Here is a 418-nt window from a genome sequence, read left to right on the forward strand (position 1 = left end):
GGTTGAGGTAGCGCCGCGCCCCCTCGCCCCACGAGGTGGCCGAGAACAGGCCGGTGTCGCTGTCCAGGCAGACGTAGCGTTCGTCCTCGCCGAGCAACTCGACCAGGACGTCCCGGTACACCTCCCGGGCCGCGCGGGCCTCGTCCGGCACAGTGGGTCCGGCTGTCACGACGGACATGTCGTCTCCGTTCGTTCGCCGCGTGTCACCGCGGCACGGGCACGCCGGTGTCCGCGCTCGGTGAGCCGGACGTAGTGGCTGCGGGCCTGGCCCTCGACATAGGGCAGCCCTTTGCCCTTGACCGTGCGGGCCAGCAGCACGGTCGGCCTGCCGGGGGTGTACGGGATGCGCGACAGAGCCGTCCGCAACTGGTCCGGCTCGTGCCCGTCGGCCTCCAGGACCGTCCACCCGAAACTGCGC

General features: G+C 72.0%; 1 pseudogene. It reads right to left on the bottom strand.

Annotated elements, in window-relative coordinates:
- Positions 1-165: 165 nt before the first annotated feature.
- Positions 166-418: pseudogene (locus ACFV9O_RS40290) on the bottom strand (transketolase); the annotation flags it as partial.

It is taken from the genome of Streptomyces sp. NPDC059909, assembly GCF_042730885.1.
Taxonomy (GTDB): domain Bacteria; phylum Actinomycetota; class Actinomycetes; order Streptomycetales; family Streptomycetaceae; genus Streptomyces.